Raw genomic sequence first — 20,538 nt, forward strand, 5'->3', positions numbered from 1 at the left:
ATCTAAACCGTTACCAACTTATTAGGTGAAATAATTACTTCTTCACCATGCACCATAATTGATAAATCTTCGTCGCCATCTAACTCAAAATGTGTTTTGCCTTGGTTTACGATAACCTTTAGTATTCTATTCCTAAAGTTCACCTTGAACGAATACCCTTCCCATTGTTCAGGGATTTTAGGCTCAAAACTTAACATATCGTTTTTAATACGCATGCCTCCAAAGCCTTCTACAATGCTCATCCAGGTACCTGCCATTGAGGTGATGTGCAAACCTTCGTGCACTTCGTGATTATAGTCATCCAAGTCTAATCGCGATGTTCGTAAATAAAACGTATAGGCCTGTTCCATTCGGTCTAACTTCGCTGCCTGAATACTGTGTACACAAGGTGACAACGAGCTTTCATGTACTGTAAATGGTTCATAGAAATCGAAATGTCGTTTTAATTCTTCAGTAGAAAATTGATCTTCAAAAAAGTAAAACCCTTGAAGCGTATCCGCCTGTTTTATGTATGGTGAACGCAAAATTCTATCCCAAGACCATTTTTGGTTTATTGGCCGTTGCGACTTATCTAAGTCTGCTACAGTTATTAATTCTTTATCCAAGAAACCATCTTGCTGTAAATACACATTGTGCTTTTCAGAGTATGGAAAATACATGTTGTCCGCTACCTCTTGCCATTCCTTAATTTCGGCTTTAGATAGTTTAACCTTATTCATAATTCGGGTGTAATCCGTATCATATTCTGACGCCACTCGATTAATGTTTTCTACTGCATAATTGATACACCATTGGGCAATATAATTAGTGTACCAGTTATTGTTTACATTGTTTTCATATTCATTTGGCCCAGTTACACCTAAGATAACATATTTGTTTTTGTCTGTTGAGAAATTTGCGCGTTGATGCCAAAAACGAGCAATACCAATAAGTACTTCTAATCCCATTTCTGGGATATAACTGAAATCTCCTGTATAACGATGGTAATTGAAAATAGCAAACGCAATGGCACCGTTTCTATGGATTTCTTCAAAGGTAATTTCCCATTCATTATGGCATTCTTCACCATTCATGGTCACCATTGGATACAACGCTGCACCGTTTGAAAATCCTAATTTTTCGGCATTTTCAATGGCTTTTTCTAAATGTTTATATCTGTAGGTCAATAAGTTTCTGGCCACCTTTTGGTCTTTTGTTGCCATATAAAAAGGAATACAATAGGCTTCGGTATCCCAATAGGTGCTTCCTCCATATTTTTCGCCAGTAAATCCTTTAGGCCCAATATTTAATCTTGCATCAGTACCGAGATAGGTTTGATTTAAGTGAAAGATATTAAATCGGATGCCTTGTTGTGCTTTTACATCTCCATTAATAGTAATGTCTGCCATATCCCAAATTTTTGCCCATGCATTTTTTTGAGCTTCGAGCAATGCTGAAAATCCAGTTTTTGTGGCTTTGTTCAGAACCATTTTAGCAGCTGAAACCAATTCGTATTTATCGTGGTTTCTATCAACAGTATAACCACCGAACTTATGAATGGTGTAGGTTTGGTCTTTCTTTACATTATAACTATAACTAAACGAAGCACTGTTTGAATCGGCACTTATATTTGGCTCAATAATTACAGATTTGCCATCAATAAAAACTTGAGACTCCATAAAGGTACAGGTATAAAAATCGGTCTTCATTGTCTTGGCCTGAATGAAGGCTTGATTGTTCTCGTGACTTACATTTAAGGTATCCCAAAACTTATCATCCCAATTGGTATCTTCGTTTGTAATCCCACTATCGATATACGGTCTGTATGTTATGGTAGCGTCAGAATTCAAAGGTTTAACCGAGTAATTTATGGCACCTAATTCATCTATATCTAAACTTAAAAAACGTTTAACACTTACTTCTACTTTAACATCATTTTGAAGTGTAGCGATAAAACTGCGAGATAGCCAACCTTCTTTCATGTTGAGCTCTCTTTTAAAATTTTCAATCTTTTTACAGGTATGAAGATCTAAGGCCTCATCATTAATAAAAACGTTAATACCTATCCAGTTTGGTGCATTAAGTACTTTTGCAAAATATTCTGGGTAACCGTTTTTCCACCAACCTACTCTGGTTTTATCCGGATAATAAACACCAGCAATATAACTTCCTTGAAATGTTGGCCCTGAATATTGCTCTTCAAAATTAGCGCGTTGTCCCATGGCACCATTTCCGATACTGAATATACTTTCTGACGCCTTTACGTTATTTGGATCGAATCCCTCTTCTAAGATTGACCAATCATTTGGTATGATATAATCTAAATTCATTTATCTTAATCTTAGTACCACATTCTAATGGCACTGTATGTTTTAATTTTCAATTAGTGAGTTTATAAACTCATTTGAGATTTCTGTGAAATCCTTAAATATATATTTGGCATGGCCAAGAACGTCTTCACTTCCAATACCAATCGATACCATGTTGGCAGCATTGGCAGCCTCGACTCCAGCAACAGAATCTTCAAAAACTATACAATGCTCTGGCTTTACATTTAATAGTTTTGCGGCTATTAAAAAAACCTCAGGATCTGGTTTCGCTTTGCTTACATCATTACCATCTACGATAGCATCAAAATGTTTTTTTAGATTTACACGCTCTAAAATGGTTCTGGCATTTTTGCTTGCTGAGCCTAATGAGATAGGTTGCTCTTTATCTTTTAATAAATTCAATATTTTTGGAACATCTGGAAGTATTTCATCTTCGTCCATTTTGGAAATATAACTTAAATAATCTGTGTTTTTTGCAGACATTAATTCCATGAATTTATCTTCGGAAATGGTTTTATGTCCCCAAGACAAAATCTTTTCTAATGATCTTACCCGACTTACACCTTTTAGTTGCTCATTTTCTACTTCAGTGAAATCTATACCTAAGCTATTAGCTAATTTCTTCCAAGCCAAAAAGTGATATTTAGCGGTGTCAACAATCACACCATCGAGATCAAATATGAATCCTTTTTTATTCATTTTAAAGTTTTACGATTGAGGTTGGTAAGAAATTGCTGCTTTATCTGTAATTAAAAAATTACTTAAGCCTGCGATTACTAAACTCAGTCCTGCGATAATCATAGCATTAATAGCATCATCTCCCAAAAGGCCTGAAATGTAATTTATACCACCAAGTGCAGCAATGATCTGAGGGATAACAATAAACATATTGAAAATACCCATAAACATTCCCATTTTTTTAGGATCAACCGAACTTGAAAGCATAGCGTAAGGCATGGACAAAATACTTCCCCAAGCAATACCTATTAACACAAAACAATATTTAAGTTGTTCTGGCGTAACCACCGTCATTAATAAGAAGCCTGCACCTCCTATAATTAGTGATATCATGTGAACGTATTTTCGGTTAATATTTCGTTTTGAAGTGTAAAACACAAATAACAAAGCAAAAGCCATTGATGACAAACCGTAAACACCCATGGCAGAACCTACTAAATTTGAAGATTTTTGAAACGCAGTATTTTCAATATCGTAAGCTTTTTGACCCTCAACAGTAGTCATATCAAAATTTGCTTCAATAGGTGCTGGCATTTTATAAACATGCTCTGTTAAGGCAGGGTTTGCCATACTCCACATAGTAAAAAAAGCAAACCAGCTAAAGAACTGAATTACGCCTAGTTTCTTCATGGTGGAAGGCATATTCCCGATATTATTTATAATATCCGAAACAAAACTGCTTTTCTGCGCCTTCTCTCTTTCAAACTCTTCCATATCCTCTGGAGGATATTCTGTCGTTGTAAATACGGTATAAAGAATACTGATTAAGAACACGAATGCTCCGATAGCGAATGCTATTTTCACTGAATCTGGCACAACACCTAAAGCTGCAGAGTCACTGACTCCCATTTTCGACACTAACCAAGGCAAATTACTTGCCACCCAGGTTCCGATTCCAATAATTAGAGTTTGCATTACAAAGCCATAAGTTCTTTGAGATTCATCTAACTTATCTGCTACTAGAGCCCTAAAAGGCTCCATGGAAATATTAATCGATGCATCTAAAATCCAAAGAAAACCCGCTGCTACCCATAATGCTGGAGAATAAGGCACAAAAAATAATGCGATAGAACTCAAAACTGCACCAATAAGAAAGTATGGTCGCCGTCGTCCAAATCGGTGGTGCCAGGTTCTGTCACTCATGTAACCAATAATTGGCTGTACAAGTAATCCTGTTAAAGGAGCAGCAATCCACAACAATGGAATATCATGCTTATCTGCACCGAGCGTTTGAAATATTCGTGACATAAATCCGCCTTGCAAGGCAAATCCAAATTGGATTCCTAAGAAACCGAAACTCATGTTCCAGATTTCCCAAAATCCGAGAATGCGCTTTTTCATGAAATAGTATGTTTAAATTAATACTATTCTGACAAGCTGTGCTTATCAAAACTTATGTGTAGAAGTGAAAATATAAGTTTTGATTTCGTGGTAAAGATATAAAAGTTTTTAAAATGGCAATGTTAAATTTCTATTTGGTGGATTCGCGTTCTATCAATTCTGTAGCAATAACAACCGTTTGAAACTCTTCTTCCTTCTCATCATCAAACTCATTTTCTAACTTATCGATTAACAGATTTGCTGCAGTCTCTCCCATCTGTTGTGCATGCTGACTGACCGTAGTTAAGCTTGGTGTGGCATGTTTTGACAAAACACCATCGGTAAAACCAATAACCTGAATATCATTTGGTATATCCAAGCCTAATTTCCTAGCGACTTTCATTGCCGATAAAGCATACAATTCATTAACTGCAAACACACCATCAATCTTTTTATTTGATTTAAAAAGTTGTTCAATTTCTAACTCTAACGCGTCCAAATGGACTTCGTAATCTAATGTGTCGTCAATTTTGAGGATAAGCTCCGCCTTTGGAGTCATCTTGTGTTCATGCAAAGCCTCTAAATAGCCCTGAGTACGTAATTTACCAACACTTACATAATCTTTGGTTGTAATTAGAGCAATAGATTTACACCCATTGGTTATCAGTTTTTCTACTGCATTTTTCGAGCCCTTATAATCATCTACAATAACTTTATCGCATTTAATGTCTGCAATTACACGGTCAAACATAACAATAGGCATACCCTGGCTCATCGTTTCATTAAAATGATGATAGTCTTGTTGCTGCAATGTTTCTTTTGAAATTGACAGAATAAAGCCATCTATGCTACCATTGGCAAGCATTTCCATATTTATGACCTCTTTAGAGAACGATTCATTTGAAAGGCCAACAATAACATTATAACCTCTGTTGTTGGCTACAGTCTCTACTCCACTAATGACCTTAGAGAAAAAGTGATGAACAATTTCTGGGATAATAATTCCAATGGTATTGGTTTTTCTGTTTTTAAGACTTAAGGCTATATTGTTGGGTCTGTAGTTGTACAATTTCGCAAAAGCTTGGACTTTTTGCTTCGTATCTTCACTAATTTCCACACTATTACGCAGTGCCTTTGATACGGTTGAAATGGAGACATCTAGTTCTTTAGCAATTTGTTTAAGGGTTATTTTTCGTTTCATGTATTATAAACTAACTAAGGGATCTTTAAAACGAATATACACCAAAAATAGTTTTACAGGTTTTCGGGACTTGGTAATTTTAACAGCTCTCAATTGAAAATATCTCATTTTTTTACTATTTTACTCTCACTATCAATAATTTCAGAAAAGTTTTTAACACGAAAACGTTTGCGTTAGGTCTCGCTTGCCTTTTAACACTTAAATCACATTAATTTTACATAGATTTAACCCAAGAAGTGAAAATATAAATCAATTAACTAAGCAATTAACTTAAAAACATTGTATGAAAACATTCTTAAATGCTTTAATAATCTGTTTAATTATGATACCAGCTACTCTGATGGCACAATCAACTGTCAGTGGTACAGTAACAGACAAAGCAAACGCTATGCCTTTACCAGGTGTAAATATTCTGGTAAAAGGGACTTCGAGAGGAACATCGACCGATTTCGATGGAAAATACACAATTGAAGTCAACCAAGGAGAAACTATTGTGATTTCTTATGTTGGTTACAAGTCGCAAGAAATAGTCTTTAACGGACAAGCTACCGTTGATGTAGTTTTGGAAGAAGACGCAGCTCAATTAGATGAAGTAGTACTTATCGGTTATGGTTCTACAACGAAACAAGACGCCACAGGTGCTGTAGAAAAAGTAGGCGATGAAGAATTTAACCGTGGAGCCATTGTAGCGCCACAGCAACTTATTGCTGGTAAAGCTGCAGGTGTTAGAATTACATCTGGTGGAGGTGCTGCTGGTGAAGGTGGTGAAATTAGAATTCGTGGTGGAGCTTCATTAGGCTCTAATTTTGGTGCAACCAATGACCCATTAATTGTAATTGACGGGCTTCCAATTGATCAACGTGGTGGTGCGCAAGGAAGTAGAAATGCTTTAAACGCTATTAACCCAGCTGACATTGAAGATTTTGTGGTACTTAAAGATGCCTCTGCTACTGCCATTTATGGTTCTAGAGCATCTAACGGTGTTATACTAATTACTACGAAAAAAGGAAGTGCAAATCAGCCTTTTAAAGTTGAGTATGGTTTACAGGCATCAACGAGAAGTGTTACTAACACTGTAGATGTTTTAAACGCTGAGCAATACATGCAAGTAGTTACGGATAACGGAGGTGATACCTCATCGTTTGGTGGTGCCAACACAAATTGGCAAGATGAAATTTTTACAACTGGTATTGGAGCAATTCATAATATTACAGTTTCTAAAGGATACGAAAGATTTAACTTTAGAGTAAATTTAAACCATGTATCTCAAGAAGGGCCACTCGATGATTTATACGAAAGAAACGGCATCAACACGTCGTTTGTTCACCGTTTTCTGGATAATGATCTAAAATTGACTTTAGTTGCTAAAGGAATTCAAGATGAATACACTTATGCAAATGAAGGTGCAATAGGTGCTGCAATATCTTTTGACCCTACGCAACCTGTATTTGATGAAAACGGTAACTACACACAATATGGTACTAGTGCAAATCTAGCACCTGCCAACCCTGTGTTTTTATTAGATAACAACAATTACAACAATAGACAAACTATAAAGCGAGTTATTTCAAACTTTAATGTTGATTATAAGTTTTGGTTCTTAAGAGACTTAAGGTTAAATGTCAATGCTGGTATAGATTACGCTGAAAATGATGGTTACGTTTTCTCAGCTGCTAATCCAAATAACTCAGGTGGAGTACCAACAAATGAAGTATCTTCTGGTCTTAACAGAAATACATCATTAGATTTCTATTTAAATTACAAGAAAGATGTTGAGTCTATTGATACAAAATTAGATATTACAGCGGGTCACGCTTTCCAAGAATTTTATATCAAAAGTTTTGTAGATAGAGTATCCGCTACAACACTTACTGATACTGATATTAATAGAAATGCACTTGAGTCTTATTTTGCAAGAGCAAGTTTTGATATTGCAGACAAGTACTTAATATCTGCAAGTTATAGACGTGATGGTTCTTCGAGATTTAGTGAAGATAATCGTTGGGGTTCTTTCCCAGGTGTCTCTGTGGGTTGGAAGATGACGAACGAAAGTTTTATGGACAACTCTTTCTTCTCTAACTTAAAACTTAGAGCTGGTTGGGGTGTTACTGGTCAGCAAGAAATTGGGCAGAATTATGGCTATTTAGGTATTTATACACCTTCACGTAACAACGCTGCCAATATTCAATTTGGTACGTTACCAAATGGTGATCCTATTTTCTTCCAAACTTTAAGACCAGAAGGTTTTGATGAAGAACTTAAATGGGAGGAAACCACACAATATAATGTAGCTTTAGACTTCGGTCTTTTTAACAATAGACTTACAGGTACTATTGATGCTTATTATAGAGAAACTGAAGATTTATTATCTCGTGTTCCTGTACCAGCTGGTGCCAACCTTACTGATTTACTGATTACTAACGTCGGTGAAGCCACTAGTAGAGGTATAGAATTAAGCCTTAATGGTATTATCTCGCAAACCGAAAACTTTGGATGGGACACTAATTTTAACTTAACATTTCAGGATGTAGAAATTACTAAGTTAAGTTTAAGTGATGATCCTAACTTTACGTTACCAACTGGAGGTATTTCTGGTGGTGTAGGTAACAATATTCAAATTTTAAGACCTGGTTATGATCCGACTACGTTCTTTGTATTTAGACAAGTTTATGATGATAATGGAAACCCAATCGCTGGTTCTTACGTAGATGTTAATGGGGATAACCAAATTACTGAAGCAGACAGACAAGCTTATAAAAAGGCAACACCAGATGCTTTTATAGGTTTCACTAATAACTTTAGATATAAGAACTTGGACTTGAATTTTACATTCAGAGGAAGTTTTGGAAACTATGTGTATAACAATGTAGCCTCAGATAGAGGTAATACTAATGCCATTGTAAACCAACCTGGTTACCAAGCAAATGGACATGCTAGTTTATTAAATACTGGATTTACTAATCAAGAGCTGTTTTCAGATTTATACATTCAGCGTGCTGATTTTGTAAGATTGGATAACATCTCTCTTGGTTACACAATTCCTTTCTCAAAAATGACATTAAGAACTTCCTTAACGGCTACAAACGTTTTTGTAATCACTGAATATGACGGTTTAGATCCTGAAATTGGTAATGGTATAGAAAATAATTTCTACCCAAGAACTAGAGATATTGTATTAGGCTTAAACTTTACATTTTAAAAAAAATGAAAAATAAATATATAAACAACAAAGCTATGATGTTAAGAACAATTAAAAGTATCTTCTTGGTCTTTGCTATTGCACTTTTTGTGCAATCTTGTGCAGACCGATTAGATTTACAACCAGAAGACGAACGTCTTACTGGCGATGCTGCGTTTGAAGACCCTAATGCTTACAAAGAATTTTTAGCTAAAATTTATGCTGGAATCTCTTTGAGCGGTCAGGAAGGTCCTGCAGGCGCACCAGATTTAGCCGGTTTAGACGAAGGGTTTTCCAATTATCTAAGATTGTATTGGAAAATGCAAGAACTCACAACTGATGAAGCGCTTATTGCGTGGAATGACGGTACAATTCAAGATTTACACGGTCAAGTTTGGACCTCTGGTAACGAATTTATCAGAACCATGTACAGTAGACTAATGTACCAAGTTGCATTATGTAATGAATTTTTACGACAAACTACGGATAGTAAATTAGATGGTAGAGGTGTCTCTTCAGAATTGAGAGCTGACATTCAGACCTTTAGAGCAGAAGTTCGTTTTATGCGTGCGCTCACCTATTGGCATGCAATGGATTTATTTGCAAATCCGCCATTTGTAACTGAGGACGATCCTATTGGAGCATTTCTTCCACCACAAATACAAAGAGCTGACTTATTTGATTTCATTGAGTCTGAATTATTAGCAATCACAGATAATATGGCTGCTCCTAGAAGCAATGAATATGGTAGAGCTGATAGAGCTGCTGCTTGGATGTTATTGGCTAAGATTTATTTAAATGCTGAAGTATATACTGGTACACCAAGATATGCAGACGTAATTACTTATACTAATAATATTATTGGTGCAGGATACTCCATTCCAGACATCCCTTATTTCCATTCTTTCTTAGCAGACAACGATTCTAATGGTGCACAAGACGAAGTTATCTTTACAATTCCTTTTGATGGTCAGAGAACACAGGCCTTTGGAGGTATGACATTTTTAACACATGCCCCAGTTGGTGGATCTATGGATCCTTCGGATTTTGGAATCAATGGTGGTTGGTTTGGCATTAGAACTACACCAACATTTGTTGAGCAATTCCCTGGTGAAGAAAATTCAGCAGACGGACGTGAGTTACTTTATACAGATGGGCAGTCCAAAGACATTATGTCTGTGGCTACATTTACTGATGGTTTTGCCGTTGCTAAATACCGAAATGTAGATGTGAACGGAAACCCAGGATCGGATACTACAGGAGACCATACGGATATTGACTTCCCAATGTTTAGATTGGCAGATGCATATTTAATGTATGCAGAAGCTTTCTTAAGAGGCGGCGGCGGTAGTGCCAGTACCGCTGTTGGATATATTAATGAACTGAGAGAACGTGCATATGGCGACACAAGTGGAAACATATCTGAAGCTGATTTAACCTTGGATTTCATTATAGACGAGCGCTCTAGAGAATTATACTGGGAAGCTCACAGAAGAACTGATTTAATAAGATTTGATCAATTCTCAGATAATGGCGTTTGGCAATGGAAAGGTGGAGTACAATCTGGTACTACAACAGAATCCTTTAGAGATTTAATGCCATTACCTGCAACAGACTTAGGTATAAATACCAACTTAGAACAAAACCCAGGATACTAATTAACACTAAAAAATAACATGAAAAAATTATCAATTTTAGGCCTTTTCATCTTAGCCTTAATAAGTTTTAATAGTTGTGAAACTGAAGATGACGTTGTTTTCACAACACAAGAACCAGAAGGGTTTGTGTTTACAAATTCTACTTTAGATAACTATGTACTTGCTGCTGCAACTTCAAGTAATCTTGGTGAAAGATTCACTTGGGTCAGCGCAGATTTTGGTGCACCAACAAATGTTACTTACGAACTACAAAGCTCAGTAAGTGGAGATTTTACAGATGCTACTGTTGTTTCATCAACCACGTCTAACGAAATAGCAATGACTATTGGACAAATGATGAGTGTTGCTATGGAAGCTGGTTTAGACGCTGATCCAGATAGTCCAGAGCCAAATACTGGATCATTTTCTGTGAGATTAAGAGCATATCCAGGTGATACTGGTAGTGGAACAGAAGCATTTTCAAATGTTATGGTATTAAATGTAGAATTATTAGAGAGCACTGGAACAGGTGGTGGCGGAATTATGCCAGCATCTTGGGGTGTTGTTGGTTCTGGTTATAATGACTGGGGCGGAGCTGGCCCTGACGGTCAGTTCTATACTACAAGTACTGCCGATGTCTTTGTAGCTTACGTAACACTTATTGATGGTGAGATTAAGTTTAGAGAAAATAACGAATGGGTAAATGACTTTGGTGACGACGGTGCTGATGGTACTCTTGATGCAGGTGGTGCAAACATCGCTGTAACTGCTGGAACGTATAAAATCACTTTAGATATTGCTGCTGGTACTTACATGATGGAAGATTTCTCTTGGGGAGTTGTTGGCTCTGGTTATAATGATTGGGGTGGAGCAGGTCCTGATGGAAAGTTCTACTACGACTATACTACTGATACCTTTAAAGTTGGCATTAGATTGGTAGATGGTGAAATTAAATTCAGACAAAACAACGAATGGGTTACTGACTTTGGTGATACTGGTTTAGATGGTACATTAGATGGCGGAGGAGATAACATCCCTGTAAGTGCAGGACATTACCAAATAACTTTAAACTTCAACGACAACACTTACTCAATCGAATCTACTGATGTTTGGGGTGTTGTAGGTTCTGGTTATAATGATTGGGGTGGAGCTGGTCCAGATTTCGCTTTAACTAAAATACAACCAGATGTTTACTACGGAGACATTGCTACTCTTGTTGATGGTGAAGTTAAATTCAGAGCTAATAACGATTGGGCTTCTGACTATGGAGATACTGGTGCTGATGGAACTATAGATGCTGGTGGTGATAATATTGCTGTAACTGCTGGATTATACAGAGTTAGATTAGATGTTGCTAATGGCACTTACCAACTTAATAAAATTCAATAATTTAGGGTATAACCCTTAAACCTAAAAGGGCTGATTTTTCAGCCCTTTTTTTAAAAACAAAAACTTCTATGAAAAAGTTCTACTTATCAATTTTATGCTTTGGCTTTTCATTACTTATGTTTAGTCAAGTGACTATTACACCCAACCCATTTGAAATTGATGAAAGCATAACCATAACTCTAGACATCAATAGTACAGCTACTGACTGCGATGGTTTTACTAGCCCAAACAAAGTGTATATGCACTCTGGTGTAGGTGATAGCGATAATGCTTTTAATATTAGTGTTGTTGGAAATTGGGGACAAGATGATGGTGTTGGCCAAATGACAAGCCAAGGGAGTGGTATATACTCTATAACCTTAGTGCCAGAAACCTATTACGGTCTAACCGCAACCCAAGCCGCGAACGCTGTTTTAATGGGAATGGTATTTAGAAATGAAGATGGTTCGCAAGAGTTTAAAGCTAGTGGCTGTAATGACTTTATTTTTGAGATTGGGACATTTCAGGTTAGTTTAACTTCTCCTAGCGATGATACAACTATCATTAATTCTGGTGATGACTTAGCTATTTCTGCAACTAATATTGGCGGAAATGCAAGTTACACACTAAGCGCAAATGGATCTGTTATTGACACGGATGGCTCAACTAATAGCTACTCTTACACTGTTACTAATATTACAGAAAACACAAATTATGAGTTGGTTGCTGTTTTAGATGGTACTACAATTACAAAAGAGTTTAGTGTTCTCATTGACCCAGGATCAAATATTGGCATCATGCCAACCAATTATCAAGATGGTATTACATATATTGACGACAATACGGCAGTACTAGTTTTATATGCTACTGGGAAAGATTTTGTGTATCTGGCAGGAAGTTTTAATAACTGGCAACCAGATTCTAATTATGCCATGAAAAAAGATGTGACCAGAAACAATAAATTCTGGATAGAACTTACAGGATTAACTCCGGGCCAAGTAGAAACTTATCAATATTGGGTAGCAGATAAAACACCAACTGCAAATTCTCCGTCTTTAGTTAAGGTAGCGGATCCTTATTCTACTTTAGTTTTATCTCCGTTTGATGATCCTTTTATTCCTTCATCAACATATCCTAACTTACCAGCATATCCTACAGGTCAAGAGCGTGAGGTCACTGTACTTCAAACTGGTCAGACAGCTTATAATTGGCAGGTTACAAATTTTGAAAAACCAAAGAAGGAAGATTTAATTATATATGAAGTTTTGGTTAGGGATTTTGATGCTGATAGAAACTATCAAGATCTTATAGATAGAATCGATTATTTCAAAAATCTTAATATCAATGCCATTCAGTTAATGCCAGTTATGGAGTTTGAAGGTAATGAAAGTTGGGGCTACAACACTTCATTTCATATGGCTTTGGATAAGTTTTATGGTACAGAAGAAAAGTTTAAAGAATTTATTGATGTTTGTCATCAAAATGGAATCGCAGTAATACTGGATATCGCATTAAATCACGCCTTTGGAAGAAGCCCTATGGTAAGAATGTGGATGAACGATCCTGATGGTGACGGTTGGGGAGATCCAAGTAGTGACAACCCTTATTTTAATGAAATTGCACAACATAGTTATAGTGTAGGTAGTGATTATGATCACTCTAACCCTAGAACAAAAGATTACGTTAAGCGTGTAGTAAAACACTGGATTGAAGAATTCAATATTGACGGATTCCGTTGGGATTTAACCAAAGGGTTTACCCAAAATTGTGAAAACAATGAAGGTTGCACTAATCAATACCAACAAGACCGAGTAGATGTACTTAAAGAGTATGCTGATTATTCTTGGTCTTTAGATGATGACCACTATGTAATTTTTGAGCATTTAGGAAGCGAAAATGAAGAAAAAGAATGGGCGAATTATAGGTTCGACGAAGGTAAAGGAATAATGATGTGGGGAAAAATGACTGATCCTTATAATGAGTTGACCATGGGACAAAATGGAAACAAAAACATTAATGGTATTGGTCATAACTCTCGTCCTTCATTTAATGGGCCAAGAGTTGTCGGTTACCCAGAAAGTCATGATGAAGAACGCTTAATGTATAAAAATTTAGCATTTGGTAACACCAGTAATGCAAGTCATAATGTACAAGATTTAAATACGGCCATTTCTAGAATGTCTGCTATGGCTGCCGTTTCGGTAATGGTACCTGGTCCTAAAATGATATGGCATTTTGGTGAGCTCGGTATGGAAAATTCAATTTTCACGTGTAATAATGGTACCGTTAATTTACCTGGCGGAGGTGATGGAGATTGTAAATTAGACACGAAGCCACAACCACAATGGACAAATAATTGGTTAGCTGATGCCGTTAGAGGAGCAGTTTATGATGATTGGTCTAAACTTCATAAATTAAAAACAGACGAACCTGTTTTTGAAGGAGATTATACCATGACTTCTGGCGATTTTACACCAAGAATTGACATCTTTGATAACTCCATACCAACAACGGAATTAAAGAACGTTATTATTTTAGCAAACTTTGATGTGGTATCACAAACGGTAAATACTAATTTCCCTGCAGGTGTCACTTCAACGTGGTACGATCTTATGGATCCAACAGGAAATACCACGATTACAAATTCAACAACTTCTATCACTATTCCTGCGGGCCAGTTTAGAATCTTAGGTAATAAACCATCAAATGTGTTGAGTGTAGAAGATGAGTCATTATTTGGTTTTACTATTTACCCTAACCCATCTCGTACTTCATTTAGTATCAACACCAATGTTTCAGACGTTGAGATCTATGATTTATCAGGAAAAATGATAAAGTCCTATAAAGGTGATTTTACAAGAATAGATTCATTTGATATTTCTTCCTTAAATACAGGAATGTATATCGTCAAAGTTGAAAATGATAATAAACAAACAATGACAACCAAGTTAGTCAAGCTCTAATTATTAAGTGTTATTTGAGCAAAAAAGAGCTTCTCGTTGAGAAGCTCTTTTTTTTATAATAAATATCTTAGGGATTCTGCTGCTGCTTCAGCAGTAATATCACGCTGTGGACTCGCAAACATTTCGTAACCAACCATAAATTTTTTTACAGTTGCACTTCTTAAAAGTGGAGGGTAAAAACTCATGTGCCAATGCCAATGCTCATTATTGGCTTTGTCTGTAGGAGATTGATGAATTCCGCTAGAATACGGAAAAGAACAGTTAAACAACTTATCATAAACCTTTGTAATTACTGAAATAGCTTCTGCGAATAATACTGTTTCAGCGACAGGTATTTTACAGATATCTGTTTGATGCGCCTTGGGTATGATCATTGTTTCATAAGGCCATATGGCCCAAAACGGAATTAAAACTACAAAGGCTTCATTTTCGAAAATAATACGTTTCTTTAATTTTATTTCTTGTTTGAGGTAATCCTCAAGCAATGAACTACTTTCTTCACTGAAATAATTAAACTGACTTCTGTCTTTTTTTAAAACTTCATTAGGCAGTGAACTTTGACTCCATATTTGACCATGAGGGTGCGGATTACTACAACCCATAACTTCACCTTTATTCTCAAATATCTGTACATAATTGATACTATCCTTTTTTCCCAAGTTTTTATATTCTCTCTGCCATGCATTGATTACTTTTTCTATCTCTCTAATAGACATTTGGGCTAGACTCTTTGAATGATCTGGGCTAAAACATACAACTTTGCATATGCCTGTTTCTGTTTCGGCTTTAATGAGTTTATGGTCTGTTTTATAGTTCTCTTTTCCATGTGTTAGCGCAGCAAAATCATTTTTAAAAATGAAAACGTCTTCATAATTGGGGTTTACTTCTCCATTGGCTCTTTTGTTTCCTGCACATAAGTAACAATTAGGGTCATAGCTAGGTCTTTTTGATGTAGATAATTCTTCCTCTTGCCCTTGCCAAGGTCGTTTAGTTCTATGCGGAGATACCAAGACCCATTCTTCTGTTAAAATATTAAATCGTTTATGTGACGCGTTTTGTAAATAATCTTCCATTTTAGTTTTTATTTAATAACTCTTGTGCCGTCGCCCAACTTTACATTATAAATACTACAATCTTTATTGAAGTTTTTCTTATAAGCCTTTGAAATTTTTAATTTAAAATCTTCTACTTCTTTCTTTAATACCAAATTAATAGTACAACCACCGAAACCACCTCCCATCATTCTTGCACCAATGACGTAAGCACTTTTTTTAGCCTCATCTACTAAAAAATCTAATTCTGTACAGCTTATATCGTACATTTTACTTTGTCCAATATGCGATTCAAAAAGTAATCTACCTACAGCTTCAACATCATTATCTTTAAGCGCATTTTTGCATGCCACTACTCTATCATTTTCCTGAAGAACATAAACTCCCTTTCTATAATCTGATTCTGAAAGTTTAGTTTTTATAGAATTCAACTCTTCAAACGAAACCTCTCTAAGCGATGGTTTATTAAGAAGTTTAATGATTTTTTTACAGACGGAATACCTGTCGTTATAACCACTCTCTGCCAAAGCGTGTTTTACATTACTATTAACAAGTACAATTTCGTATTTCTGGAGTTGTACAGGGACTAATTCTGATTGTAATGTTTTACAATCCAAAAATATAGCATGATTATGTTTTCCAAATATACTCGCATATTGATCCATAACACCACAGTTTACGCCTACATAATTGTGTTCTGCCTTTTGGGATATATATATTAATTCATTTTTGTTTAAACCTAAACTAAAGAGCTCATTGCAACCAAGAGCTAAGCTATTTTCTAGCGCTGCAGAGGAAGACAAACCAGATCCTACAGGAATATCGCCAGCAAAAACACAATTAAAATTCTCGACTTGCTTTCCAGTTTTAAAGATTTCTGCAATAACCCCAATGATGTAATTCTTCCATGAACTCTCTTCTATTCTTTCGAGATTTTTAAGGTCTATTACCAATTCTTCATTCATATCCATAGAGACTATAGTAGAATGGTTATTGCTACTTCTTCCAAGAGCTAAAACAATACCCTTGTCAATTGCAGCAGGAAGCACAAAACCATTGTTATAATCTGTATGCTCACCTATTAGATTAATTCTACCAGGGGAAAACACTAAAACACCTTCAGCCTTAAATATAGTTTTATACCTATCTCTTATTGTATTTACAAGTTGTGTATTCATAGGCTACGCAAAATATATGTATATGGCTATTACAACCACAACTATGCTTATACTTGCTGTGTTAACATGCTTCCAAGGTGTAATATTGACCTGTTTAGTGTACTCCATGTTATAAGCTTGGCTATTGGGACGAAACTTCCCAATAATGAGCATGATTATAATATTCAAGACAAAGAGAATTGCCATAATATCTAAAAAATGAGGGTATGCTTTGGCTTCCACTAATGCTATCGCTGACTCCGATACGACACCATTCAATTTTGCCTCTGTTAGAGCTTTTTCAATAAAATAAGGTTGAAGTAAAAACTGACTTAGAATATATAACAGACATCCTGTTATTAAACCAATTTTAGCTGCAATTGCAGGTACTCTTTTGGTGAAATAGCCTACAACTATAATCGTTAAAATAGGTATACTGTAAATACCATTGACCTCTTGAAGGTAATCAAACAAACTACCAGCATCTTCAATTAAAGGGGCAATCATCATTGCAAGTATAGCCAAGATAATTCCGAAAAACTTTCCATACCTAACCACACTCCTATCACTAGCGGTTTTATTAATATGTTGCTTGTAGACATCCATACCAAATAAGGTGACAGAACTATTCAACACACTGTTAAACGAACTCAGAATTGCACCAAATAATACCGCTGCAAAAAAACCAACCCAAGCATTTGGTAAGACTTTTTTGACAAGTGCTGGATAGGCCTCATCTGCATTTCCTAACTCCCCATTAAATACATGAAATGCAATTAAACCTGGCAACACCACTATTATTGGTCCAAGTATTTTAATAAACGAAGCTAGTAATAGTCCTTTTTGTCCTTCCTTTAAATCTTTGGCACCAAGTGCTCTTTGAATAATTTGTTGATTAGTTCCCCAATAAAATAGCTGCACCAACATCATTCCTGTAAAAATAGTATAAAATGGTACTGGGTCTGTGAGTTCACCTGTGGACTTGAATTTTTCGGGATGCTCTGTTGTTAAAATAGAAAGTCCGTCTATGACACTTCCATCACCTATTAGTAAAAGTCCGAAAACCGGAATTAATAGTCCGCCAATTAATAGACCTATAGCGTTAATTGAATCTGAAACGGCAACTGCTTTTAATCCCCCAAAAATCGCATAAATAGATCCCATGACACCTATTCCCCAAATACATATTTTCAATGCTGTAGATTTTGAAACGCCCAACAATTCTGGCACATCAAACATACCGCTTAGTGCAATAGAACCAGAGTACAATATTATTGGCAAAAGCACCACCGCATATCCTGTTAAAAATAAGATAGATGTAATGGTTTTCGTCGAAGTATCGAACCTATCTTGAAGAAATTGAGGTACTGTTGTTATTCCGCCTTTAAGATATCTTGGCAATAAATACATTGCTGTTGCTACCATAGCGATTGCAGCTAAGGTTTCCCAAACCATAACGGAAAGGCCGCTTTCGTATGCAGATCCATTTAAACCAACGATTTGCTCTGTTGAAAGATTAGTAAGTAGAAGAGACCCAGCAATAACTCCCGCTGTTAAACTTCGGCCTCCAAGAAAATAACCATCTAATGTAGACTCTTTAGTTGATCTTGTTTTTAGGTAAGAAATAATTGCTACAATTAGCGTGAATCCTATAAATGCTAAGAATTGCATAGTCTTTTATTTTTTAGTTTTTAGATATTTTTAAGATCCATTCTTTTTCATAGGTTTCATTGGAGTCCAATACATTTAAACCTATACCATTATTAAGGCTATTTGACACCCCTACCATAGGTTCTATTGCAATAGCATTAAGCTCCTCAGGTGTATAAATTTGTAAATAGTTTTCTGCAGATGACGACTCTAATTTGAGTGTGTAGTCTGGTGTTATAAGCTTTGCAATATTTGAGTTTACAGTAAATGCATCATCAAGTTCTATTTTACCCAACTGAATTGGTATGCTAGTAGTGAATTTTTCTCTATCCAGTACAATACCCTTTTCATCACTTAAAAATTTTTCTTTAGCATTAAAAATTAGCTGACTTTGCTGTAAATCTGAACTTATAAAATAAGGATGCCATCCTAGTGTAAAAGGAAATGAATAGTCGTCATCGTTTTTTACCTTAACGGTCACTGAAAACTCGCCATTATTTAAAATATAGATTAACCAGATTGAAAATTTATAGGGAAACCCTTGGTAACCATTTTTTTCTTTATAATATAGAACTATTCTGGCTGTATCGCTTTTTAATTCTTCACCTATTAACTTAAAGGACTTATTATAAACCAAACCGTGTATAGCATTGTTGTTTCCCTTTTCATTGCAAGGCAGTTTATAGCTTGAAGCGTTAAAAACATATTCACCATTTTCAATTCGGTTTGCAAAAGGAAAAAGAATAGCTGCAGCATAACTCTTATTGTAGGGAGAATTTTCTATATCCGATATAATATTAATTCCTTTATGTTTATATGATGCAACCCTACCACCTTCATCCAAATTAATTAATAGGGTATTGGTTTCTTCTTGATTGCTTATAACAAGACTTTTCGAATTTTCACTCTTAACGTGTTCAATTTTATACATCTAAAGTGACTTTCTAATAAGAATGTTATTGGGGTTTTTTATCTGGGCAAACTCATCATTATTTATCATAAACGCCATGCGCTCTCCCATTTCCTTAAAGTTTGTGGATATAGTTGTAATACCGCCTTCAACGATTTCCTTGAGTAATGAATCATTATAAGCTATAATACCAACATCCTCTCCTATTTTAAGCGTACTCTGCTTAAGCTTTTTTATAAGCTTTATTAAGCTTCTATCATCAAGAACTAAATAGATGTCACCTTGGTTTGGAATTACTAATTCTAAACCAGCAACTTGGCTTCCTTTAATCGTAATCTTTGAAATAAACTTCCTAAAACCATTAAAAATACCTTCTGGTTGATTAGATTTTGGGGTGATCAGGATTAAATTGTTATAGCTCTGCATCATTGGTTTTAAACGAGTTAAACCATCAAAAACATTAGCTTCAAAATTTTGGAATACTCCTGCATAGATACTTAATTCTTCATTCGTCTGATCTAGCAAATAGACTTTTTCTTTTGGTAATTTTTCCAACGTTTTTGCTACATTTTTTAAACTTGCAGGCATAATTACATAGTAGTTATAATTATCCAGATTGTCATTAATGTGCTTGGCAAATACTTCTTCATTGAAATGATGAAAAAAGATGTCTACCTGTACACCTTGTCCTAGGGCATTTGTAAATGCATTATAAAGATCTTCTTTAAAAATGTTTAATTCATCAAAAAAAAGAAACACTTTTTTTACTACGGTAACATCTTCACTTTTTATATAATAACCTTTGCCAGAAATAGCTTCAACTATACCTCGTTTTTTTAACTCACCAAAGGCCATGAAAACAGTATCTCTAGATAATGAAAATCTATTTCTAATACTATTCACCGAAGGCAGTTTATCACCTTTTTTAAGACGACCATCAAGTAAACCCATTTCTATAGATTGTATAATCTGTTTATACTTAGGTATTCCGGTGTTGTTATTTACATTAATAATATTCACAGAACAAATATATACAAAAACTGGTAGGTACTGGT

At 35.5% G+C, this 20,538-nt stretch carries 13 protein-coding genes; 4 read left to right on the forward strand and 9 right to left on the reverse strand.

Features of this window, described 5'->3' with window-relative positions; genetic code table 11:
- Positions 1–2 precede the first annotated feature (2 nt).
- The 4 genes from ACQ65V_RS03210 to ACQ65V_RS03225 form a co-directional block, all read right to left on the reverse strand.
- Entirely contained in the window at positions 3–2,309 is a 2,307-nt protein-coding gene (locus tag ACQ65V_RS03210) for a glycoside hydrolase family 65 protein (protein WP_430466856.1), read from the reverse strand.
- Positions 2,310–2,351: 42 nt separating this feature from the next.
- Positions 2,352–3,008: a beta-phosphoglucomutase gene (gene pgmB, locus ACQ65V_RS03215; protein WP_430466857.1), complete on the reverse strand. Its 657-nt coding sequence runs from the start codon at positions 3,006–3,008 to the stop codon at positions 2,352–2,354.
- Between the two features lie 9 nt (positions 3,009–3,017).
- A complete protein-coding gene (locus ACQ65V_RS03220; RefSeq protein WP_430466858.1) occupies positions 3,018–4,388 on the reverse strand; it encodes an MFS transporter in 1,371 nt (456 codons plus the stop codon).
- A 130-nt stretch (positions 4,389–4,518) separates the two neighbouring features.
- Entirely contained in the window at positions 4,519–5,568 is a 1,050-nt protein-coding gene (locus ACQ65V_RS03225) for a LacI family DNA-binding transcriptional regulator (RefSeq protein ID WP_155088214.1), read from the reverse strand.
- Positions 5,569–5,851: 283 nt separating this feature from the next.
- On the opposite strand from ACQ65V_RS03225, the gene ACQ65V_RS03230 reads away from it, so the two are divergent.
- The 4 genes from ACQ65V_RS03230 (at position 5,852) to ACQ65V_RS03245 (ending at position 14,714) form a co-directional block, all read left to right on the forward strand.
- Complete coding sequence (locus ACQ65V_RS03230; RefSeq protein WP_430466859.1) at positions 5,852–8,767, forward strand: SusC/RagA family TonB-linked outer membrane protein; 2,916 nt, start codon at positions 5,852–5,854, stop codon at positions 8,765–8,767.
- A 38-nt stretch (positions 8,768–8,805) separates the two neighbouring features.
- A complete protein-coding gene (locus ACQ65V_RS03235; protein ID WP_430468613.1) occupies positions 8,806–10,404 on the forward strand; it encodes a RagB/SusD family nutrient uptake outer membrane protein in 1,599 nt (532 codons plus the stop codon).
- A gap of 18 nt (positions 10,405–10,422) precedes the next feature.
- Positions 10,423–11,772, forward strand: a complete 1,350-nt coding sequence (locus tag ACQ65V_RS03240) for a SusE domain-containing protein (RefSeq protein WP_430466860.1) — start codon at positions 10,423–10,425, stop codon at positions 11,770–11,772.
- A gap of 68 nt (positions 11,773–11,840) precedes the next feature.
- Positions 11,841–14,714 (forward strand): alpha-amylase family glycosyl hydrolase, encoded by a 2,874-nt coding sequence (locus ACQ65V_RS03245; protein ID WP_155088211.1) that lies wholly within the window; start codon positions 11,841–11,843, stop codon positions 14,712–14,714.
- Between the two features lie 53 nt (positions 14,715–14,767).
- Here the strand turns inward: ACQ65V_RS03245 and ACQ65V_RS03250 are convergent, their stop codons facing one another.
- From ACQ65V_RS03250 to ACQ65V_RS03270, 5 genes are read right to left on the reverse strand one after another with little or no spacing between them, the layout of a single operon-like run.
- The gene (locus ACQ65V_RS03250) at positions 14,768–15,787 is read right to left on the reverse strand and encodes a UDP-glucose--hexose-1-phosphate uridylyltransferase (protein ID WP_155088210.1); all 1,020 of its coding nucleotides are present in this window, start codon (positions 15,785–15,787) and stop codon (positions 14,768–14,770) included.
- 8 nt (positions 15,788–15,795) lie between these two features.
- On the reverse strand, positions 15,796–16,944 hold the full coding sequence (galK, locus tag ACQ65V_RS03255) for a galactokinase (protein WP_155088209.1): 1,149 nt from the start codon (positions 16,942–16,944) through the stop codon (positions 15,796–15,798).
- 3 nt (positions 16,945–16,947) lie between these two features.
- Positions 16,948–18,594, reverse strand: a complete 1,647-nt coding sequence (locus ACQ65V_RS03260) for a solute:sodium symporter family transporter (protein WP_155088208.1) — start codon at positions 18,592–18,594, stop codon at positions 16,948–16,950.
- Positions 18,595–18,607: 13 nt separating this feature from the next.
- Positions 18,608–19,504 carry an aldose 1-epimerase gene (locus ACQ65V_RS03265; RefSeq protein WP_430466861.1) on the reverse strand — a complete coding sequence of 299 codons (897 nt, stop codon included), beginning with the start codon at positions 19,502–19,504 and terminating at the stop codon, positions 18,608–18,610.
- On the reverse strand, positions 19,505–20,503 hold the full coding sequence (locus ACQ65V_RS03270) for a GntR family transcriptional regulator (protein ID WP_162306905.1): 999 nt from the start codon (positions 20,501–20,503) through the stop codon (positions 19,505–19,507).
- Positions 20,504–20,538: the final 35 nt, after the last annotated feature.

Origin of the sequence: Winogradskyella ouciana, from assembly GCF_965284585.1 — a bacterium.
Classification (GTDB): Bacteria; Bacteroidota; Bacteroidia; order Flavobacteriales; family Flavobacteriaceae; genus Winogradskyella; species Winogradskyella ouciana.

What these genes read in the sequence shown, in the direction of transcription:
- ACQ65V_RS03210 (WP_430466856.1), bottom strand. Translation starts at nt 2,309, where the DNA reads ATGAATTTAGATTATATCATACCAAATGATTGGTCAATCTTAGAAGAG.
- pgmB (WP_430466857.1), bottom strand. Translation starts at nt 3,008, where the DNA reads ATGAATAAAAAAGGATTCATATTTGATCTCGATGGTGTGATTGTTGAC.
- ACQ65V_RS03220 (WP_430466858.1), bottom strand. Translation starts at nt 4,388, where the DNA reads ATGAAAAAGCGCATTCTCGGATTTTGGGAAATCTGGAACATGAGTTTC.
- ACQ65V_RS03225 (WP_155088214.1), bottom strand. Translation starts at nt 5,568, where the DNA reads ATGAAACGAAAAATAACCCTTAAACAAATTGCTAAAGAACTAGATGTC.
- ACQ65V_RS03230 (WP_430466859.1), top strand. Translation starts at nt 5,852, where the DNA reads ATGAAAACATTCTTAAATGCTTTAATAATCTGTTTAATTATGATACCA.
- ACQ65V_RS03235 (WP_430468613.1), top strand. Translation starts at nt 8,806, where the DNA reads ATGTTAAGAACAATTAAAAGTATCTTCTTGGTCTTTGCTATTGCACTT.
- ACQ65V_RS03240 (WP_430466860.1), top strand. Translation starts at nt 10,423, where the DNA reads ATGAAAAAATTATCAATTTTAGGCCTTTTCATCTTAGCCTTAATAAGT.
- ACQ65V_RS03245 (WP_155088211.1), top strand. Translation starts at nt 11,841, where the DNA reads ATGAAAAAGTTCTACTTATCAATTTTATGCTTTGGCTTTTCATTACTT.
- ACQ65V_RS03250 (WP_155088210.1), bottom strand. Translation starts at nt 15,787, where the DNA reads ATGGAAGATTATTTACAAAACGCGTCACATAAACGATTTAATATTTTA.
- galK (WP_155088209.1), bottom strand. Translation starts at nt 16,944, where the DNA reads ATGAATACACAACTTGTAAATACAATAAGAGATAGGTATAAAACTATA.
- ACQ65V_RS03260 (WP_155088208.1), bottom strand. Translation starts at nt 18,594, where the DNA reads ATGCAATTCTTAGCATTTATAGGATTCACGCTAATTGTAGCAATTATT.
- ACQ65V_RS03265 (WP_430466861.1), bottom strand. Translation starts at nt 19,504, where the DNA reads ATGTATAAAATTGAACACGTTAAGAGTGAAAATTCGAAAAGTCTTGTT.